We start from the raw sequence: 6,389 nt of genomic DNA, 5'->3' as shown, positions 1-6,389 counted from the left end.
TGCTGGAAGCCTCAAGAACTCCCATCATCGCAGGTCACAAGGCTCTTCCTCGTTCCCGGAGAAGTTGTCCACAAACGTCAGCCGGTGGATCCGGGCTCAGATGCCCTTGGTCCAGTTCCGCGCTCACCTTCCGCACCCGGACTACAAGCGACTGGCTGTGTTCACGCTGAGCACGACGGCTGTCGAACGCCGTGAGCAGTACCGCGGAATCCTCCGCCACATCGCGACTCTGGCCACCTTCGACAATCCCTTGGTCCCGACTACCCATGGGACGCCTTGACCGTGGACACCGGCAGCCCAACAGAGGTCGACTGGAGCGAACATGACGGTCGGTTAGTCGGAACTGTTGGCGTCAGGGCTTTGCGGACGCCAACTCGGTGAACGATCTCGCCGATGAACTTCACTCAATGGAAGGTATTCGGGAGTCAGTTGGTCGGGACATGGACCGCTTTGTCCACCGTCTGTTACTCGCTTGGCACCATTCACTCTGGTGTCGTTACACGGGCCCCCGATAGCGTGTTGCTGCCCTTCCGCACCCCACGCCGCACAGGAGTCTGCCGTGAACCGCCGTCCCCGCCTGCTTGCCACAGCCGCTGCCGGAGCGACAGCCGCGCTGCTTCTGACCGCGTGCGGCGGGGGTGGCGACAAGCCGAAGGCCAACGACAAGATCGCCGGAGCGGACACCGGGGGTGCGACGTCGGCTGCGCCGGGCGCGAGCGCGACGGCATCGCACGACGGCGTGGCACGCCCTGAAATCACCTTTCCCTCCGGGGTCGAGAACGTCTTCGAGGGTCGGAAGACGGGTAACGCCACAAAGGACGCGGTGCTCGCGGACAACGCGCTCAGCGTCAACTCCATGGATGACGCGATCTTCCAGGGCAGCGTCGATACGAAGGCGCTCGGTTTCTACAACACCGGTAAGGCACTTGGCGCGGCGATCACCTACGTCCAGGGGTACCTCGACAAGAACGACACCTGGGTTGGCACGACCCGGTACTTCAACCGTCAGGTGACCTTGTCCGGCGGTACTGCGGCGAACGTTGTCTACTGCTCGGACGAGAGCAAGTCGTTCATCAAGAACCGGAAGACCAAGAAGGTCAAGGACACGCCGACGACGGCGGACAGTTACGTGCTCTACAACGCCAGGCTTGTGAAGAACGGCCAGGGCGTTTGGCAGACGACGAACATCATCTCGGACCGGGGGGCCAAGGCATGCCAGCCGTGAAGCGATCATCCAAGGTAGTGGCAGCTCTGACATTGATGACCCTGGTGGCATTGACGCCCGGTACTGCGTACGCCGGTGGACGTGGCGGTGATGGCAACGTGGGTCAGACGAATACGCATGGAGAGTCGGACGGCAACGGCAGCCTGTCCGCCACGGCGGGTGCTGTCGTTTTCGACCGTTCGAAGAATGGGTCGGGTGGCTCTGTCGGTCCAGTGACGGCTGCGTCGGGCAGTTGGACTCCGCCTGCCTGTTACTACGCTCCGAAGTACAGCCCGGATGGGTTGCAGAAGTACAAGGAGTCGATTTGGGGAGTCGACTCGACGGGGTATCAGTGGGATGCGGAACAGCGCGACAAGTATGTGAACGGGCACCCGTACAAGGATTTCAACAAGGACAAGGCCGACAAGGGGTATTGGTGGGACTCGTACGTCGCTGAGGGCCGCGAGGGCGACCCGCGTGCGCTGGACTGTACGAAAGACATCTTCTGGGTCGACAAGGGTGCTGCTCCGCCGGCGGATGTTCCGGAGGCGATCACTCCGGAGATGTTGGCGGAGTTGGCGTATGCGGAGATACGTGTGCCGTCGACGAAGGTGGACCTGGCTCCCGCGGGTACGACGAAGGTGAATCTGCCGACGTGGGCGTGGCTGGACACGGCGAAGTTCAGGCCGGTGTCGGTGACGGCGTCGGTCCCCCTGTTGAACGTGACGGCGACGACGACGGCGGAGCCGGTCTCGTTGAGGATCGAGCCGGGTACGGCGGATGCGGAGACGTATCCCGCGTCGGGCGTCTGCGAGATATCCGGCGATCACATCGGCGAGGCGTTCGCGAAGGGCAAGGCCAAACAGACACCTCCCTGCGGGGTGAGGTACCTCCGTTCCTCCGGCGAGGGCTCGTACAAGCTACGGGCGACCATCACCTGGAAGATCCACTGGACCGGTACCGGCGTGGCCAACGCACGGGACCTGCCGGCCGGCACCTTCGGCGCGGATCAGGACGTCGTCGTCCAAGAGATCCAGTCCGTCAACCACTGAGTCCGGTCCGGCGGATTGACCGAACGCAGTTGGAGTCGGTCACCTACGCTGTTCTTCCTCCGCAGGGGTCAAGAGTCCGATGACCACCGCATCGCTGCTGCTGACTTTCTCTACTTCGCTGGATCCGTTCGCCGAAGCCCTGGTTGAGCTCTTCGAGGCGATCGCGAAGTCTCTGAGCTGGACCTGATGGTCGGTTGGGGCGGCCACGAGTATGAGGAGAGATTCGTCGGGTACGCCGACGACAGTCGCACCCGCTTTTCGCCGCCCCGGCAAAGTCGAGTCAAGCGCCGGTAAATCGGGTTGCCTCCCTGTTCTGCGGAGGAGGGGTGCGTGAAAGGCTGGGGCGGTTGCTGGTGTGAACGGGATGGTTCGGTGGGGAGTTGGGGGCGGCGTGAGTAGACGGCAGATCCGGCAGATGTTCCGGTTGATGGCCGCGGGGCAAGCGGTGCGGCTCACGAGCCCCATGGCCTCGGTGAAGAAGCTCGCCCGACTCGCCTTCATCGCCCAGCAGTTCGGCTATGAATACGCGGACGTACGCCAGGGCAGCGGCCGCAACAACGCGCTCACGATGCTCATCGTGCCCGACCCCGGCCCGCAGGCTCAGGCGCGTGCCGCGCAGAACTGGGCGCAGTATCCGCAGGCCGGCGACGGTGTGTCGTTGCCGCCCGTCGTCCCTGACGCGCTGGAACTCCTCAAGGCCCGTATCAACTTCGACCTCACCGGCAAGAACGCCGAGAAGCGGATGGTGTACGCGGCGGTCGGTCTCAGCGTCGGGTGCGCCGCCCTCGGAGTACGGGCGGGCGGAGGCTCCGGCGCCTTCACGGTGGCCGGCGTTCTGTGGGCCGTGCTGGTGATCGTCCTCGCTGTCGGTCTCGTCGTCACGCGCAAGCGGAACGCCAAGTTCGCGGCGCTGCTGCGGGCGGCGGGGTTCGCGCCCGTGACGGAGGAGGGCGGGCGGGTGCGGTATCTGCCGCCGACGGCGGGGTACGCCGGACAGCCGGCCGGACCGTACGGCCCCTACGCCATGTACGCAGGCCGGGCTCCGCATGCCTCCCAGGCCCCAGCCCCGTACTCCGGGCAGGCCCAGGCCCCATACCTCGGCCAGGCTCCGCAAGCCCCGTACGCCGGACGGCCTCCGTACGTCGGCCCGGTTCAAGCCCCGGTCCAGGCTCACGCCCAGCCGCAGCCTCACCCCCCGGCCCCGGGTTCCTACGGCTCCCCGGTTCCCGGTCCCTACAGTCAACAGTCCCGGGCCGCTGCCGCCCCGGGCGGAGCCGGCAATCCGTACGCCGCCCAGCCCGGTCCCGTTCCGCATCCCTCTTACCCCGACCCGAACGCGAGTGGCGCCCAGCCTCCGTGGCAGTAGGGCACCGCTACCGGGGTTCATTCGCAGTGCATCGGCTTTCAGACCGGTGGTGAAGCGAATCTGATGGTTGTGGCGCGGAGCGTCACGGATGCTGTCCTGCGGAGCAGGAGAGCGCAGGCCTCACCACGGCCGACGCGGAGTGTCACGGGGCCCGATCCGGCGAGCCGGGCAACGCCCCCGTTCGGCCGTTCCACTCCCCGGTTCAAGAGGGGTAGCCACCGTACGTACGTTCCCCCTGGTGGTGGGCGGCGCTCGTTCGTACGATCACCGCATGCAGCTTCGGTACGCTTTCAGGCTGTACCCGCAACCGGGCCAACGCCTCGCGCTGGCCAGGGCGTTCGGGTGTGCCCGCGTCGTGTACAACGATGCCGTGCGCGCCCGCGAGGACGCCCGTGCGGCGGGCGAGCCGTTCCCGAAGGCCGCTGAACTGTCCCAGAAACTGATCACCCAGGCCAAGCGGACACCCGGTCGGTCCTGGCTGGGCGAGGTCTCCGCAGTCGTCCTCCAGCAGTCCCTGCGCGACGCCGAATCCGCGTACCGGAACTTCTTCGCCTCCCTCAAGGGCGAGCGCAAGGGCGCGGAGACCGGTGCGCCCCGGTTCAAGTCCCGCAAGGACAGCCGTCAGTCGATCCGCTTCACGGCCAATGCCCGCTGGTCGGTCACCGGTTCCGGGAGGCTGAACCTCCCGAAGATCGGCGCGGTGAAGGTGAAATGGTCCCGCACCCTGCCCGCACGGCCGTCCTCGGTCACCGTGATCAAGGACGCGGCCGGACGGTACTTCGCCTCCTTCGTCGTCGACACCGACCCGGCCGCCGACGCCGCCCGCATGCCCGACACCGACCGTACGGTCGGCATCGACCTGGGCCTCACCCACTTCGCCGTGCTCTCGGACGGCACGAAGATCGACTCGCCGCGGTTCCTGCGCCGGGCGGAGAAGAAACTGAAGAAGGCCCAGCGGGAGCTGTCCCGCAAACAGAAGGGATCCAGGAACCGGGCCAAGGCCCGCCTCAAGGTCGCCCGCGCCCACGCGAAAGTGGCCGACGCCCGCCACGAATTCCTCCACCGACTCTCCACGAAACTGATCCGCGAGAACCAAGCGATCGGTGTGGAGGACCTGGCGGTCAAAGGACTCGCGCGCACCCGGCTGGCCAAGAGCGTGCATGACGCGGGCTGGGCACAGTTCGTGCACATGCTGGAGTACAAGGCCGCCCGGTACGGACGCACCCTGGTCAAGATCGGCAGGTTCGAGCCGACCTCACAGACCTGCTCGGCCTGCGGTGTCAAAGACGGCCCCAAACCCCTGCACATCCGGGAATGGACCTGTACCGCCTGCGGCACCCTCCACGACCGGGACCACAACGCCGCGATCAACGTCAAAACGGCCGCCGGACTGGCGGCATCAGCCTGCGGAACGCCGGTAAGACCAGAATCCCTTCCGGCACAGCGTGAAGAAACAGGAAGCCACGGAAGCCCGCCCGACACCCGTGCCGCGTAGCGGCACAGCACCGAGCGAGCAGGCCAGAATCTCCCACCTTCAGAGGGAGAGCAAGTCAACTCTCCCAGATCTCCGGCAGCCCGAATGCCGCGAAAACCGTGGGGAGTTGGAAGACCACCGTGTGGCTCACCGCGCCGTGGTCCGCCGTGAAGACCTGCAGGGTGTGGAGGCGGTGATTGTCGTCGCCGGGGGCGCGGACGTATGCCGCCAGTGCGGGTTGTCCGTTCGCCGAGGTGGGCCGCAGGCGCCAGTCCTTGCCGCGCATCGCGAAGACGCGGGCGATGAAGGCGACATAGGCGTCGGGGCCGACGTACCAGTTGAGGACCGGGGGCATCTCCAGGACGACGTCCCGGGTGAGCAGGGTGCGCAGGGCGTCGAGGTCGGCGTCCTCGAAGGCGCGCAGATAGCGGTCGATCACCGCGCGCTGCTCATGGTCCGGCGGTTCCGTCACCTCGTCCTCCGTCAGGCCGGCCTCACCGAGCCGTGCGCGGGCCCGCTGGAGCGCGCTGTTCACCGAGGCGGTCGACGTGCCGAGGGCTTCGGCCACCTCGGTCGCCGGCCAGGCCAGTACGTCGCGCAGGATGAGGACCGCCCGCTGGCGCGGCGGCAGCAGTTGCATCGCGGCGATCAGCGCGAGGCGCAGGCTGCCCCGGGCGACGACCACACCCGCGGGATCCCCGGCCGTGGCCCCGGCACTGAAGGCGAGCCCGGTCGCGCCCCGGTCCGGGAACGGTTCCAGCCACGGCACCTCCGACCCCAGTGTCATCGGCGCCCCCGGATCCTCCAGCGCGCCGACCAGGCCCGACGGCAGGGGTCTGCGGGCGCGGCCGCGCAGCGCGGTCAGACAGGTGTTGGTGGCGATGCGGTACAGCCAGGTGCGCAGCGACGCGCGGGCGGCGTCGTAGCGGTCGTACGCGAGCCAGGCCCGGAGCATCGTCTCCTGCACCAGGTCCTCGGCCTCGTGCACCGAACCGAGCATCCGGTAGCAGTGGGTCAGCAGCTCGCGGCGGTAGGGCGCCGCCCGTTCCTCGAAACCGTCGCGTCCGTCGCGGTCGTCGGGGCGGTCGCGGCCGTCGTCGTCGCGCGTCTCCATGGGCTGCTCCTCGGCTTCTCGGCGGCACGGCTCCCCGCCGGTTCGGTTCCTCGGGTCTCGGCGCTTCGAGTCCCGTCACTCATCCCGTCACTCACCGGTACCTACCTCCGGGACCGTCCGAACTCATCGTTCCGGCACCGATGAGTTCCGTCGTCCGCGGAGGTACGTACCGGCACCGA

5 protein-coding genes are annotated in these 6,389 nt (G+C 67.4%); 4 read left to right on the top strand and 1 reads right to left on the bottom strand.

Features of this window, described 5'->3' with window-relative positions:
- Nucleotides 1-559 precede the first annotated feature (559 nt).
- The 4 genes from ACFYR3_RS25875 to ACFYR3_RS25860 all read left to right on the top strand — a co-directional run bounded on the left by ACFYR3_RS25875 (nt 560) and on the right by ACFYR3_RS25860 (nt 5,117).
- The gene (locus ACFYR3_RS25875) at nt 560-1,225 is read left to right on the top strand and encodes a hypothetical protein (protein ID WP_389284818.1); all 666 of its coding nucleotides are present in this window, start codon (nt 560-562) and stop codon (nt 1,223-1,225) included.
- A complete protein-coding gene (locus ACFYR3_RS25870; protein WP_389284817.1) occupies nt 1,213-2,256 on the top strand; it encodes a hypothetical protein in 1,044 nt (347 codons plus the stop codon). Before ACFYR3_RS25875 ends, ACFYR3_RS25870 begins: the two co-directional genes overlap by 13 nt.
- 391 nt (nt 2,257-2,647) lie before the next feature.
- Complete coding sequence (locus ACFYR3_RS25865; protein ID WP_355848756.1) at nt 2,648-3,622, top strand: hypothetical protein; 975 nt, start codon at nt 2,648-2,650, stop codon at nt 3,620-3,622.
- Nucleotides 3,623-3,893: 271 nt separating this feature from the next.
- A complete protein-coding gene (locus tag ACFYR3_RS25860; protein ID WP_389284816.1) occupies nt 3,894-5,117 on the top strand; it encodes an RNA-guided endonuclease InsQ/TnpB family protein in 1,224 nt (407 codons plus the stop codon).
- Between the two features lie 55 nt (nt 5,118-5,172).
- On the opposite strand, the gene ACFYR3_RS25855 is transcribed toward ACFYR3_RS25860, so the two are convergent.
- Complete coding sequence (locus ACFYR3_RS25855; protein WP_389284815.1) at nt 5,173-6,210, bottom strand: sigma-70 family RNA polymerase sigma factor; 1,038 nt, start codon at nt 6,208-6,210, stop codon at nt 5,173-5,175.
- Between the last annotated feature and the right edge of the window lie 179 nt (nt 6,211-6,389).

Origin of the sequence: Streptomyces sp. NPDC005784 (assembly GCF_042871525.1) — a bacterium.
Lineage (GTDB): Bacteria > Actinomycetota > Actinomycetes > Streptomycetales > Streptomycetaceae > Streptomyces.
Note: the sequence above shows the minus strand (reverse complement) of the source record. Positions and strands in the feature narration are given on the sequence as shown.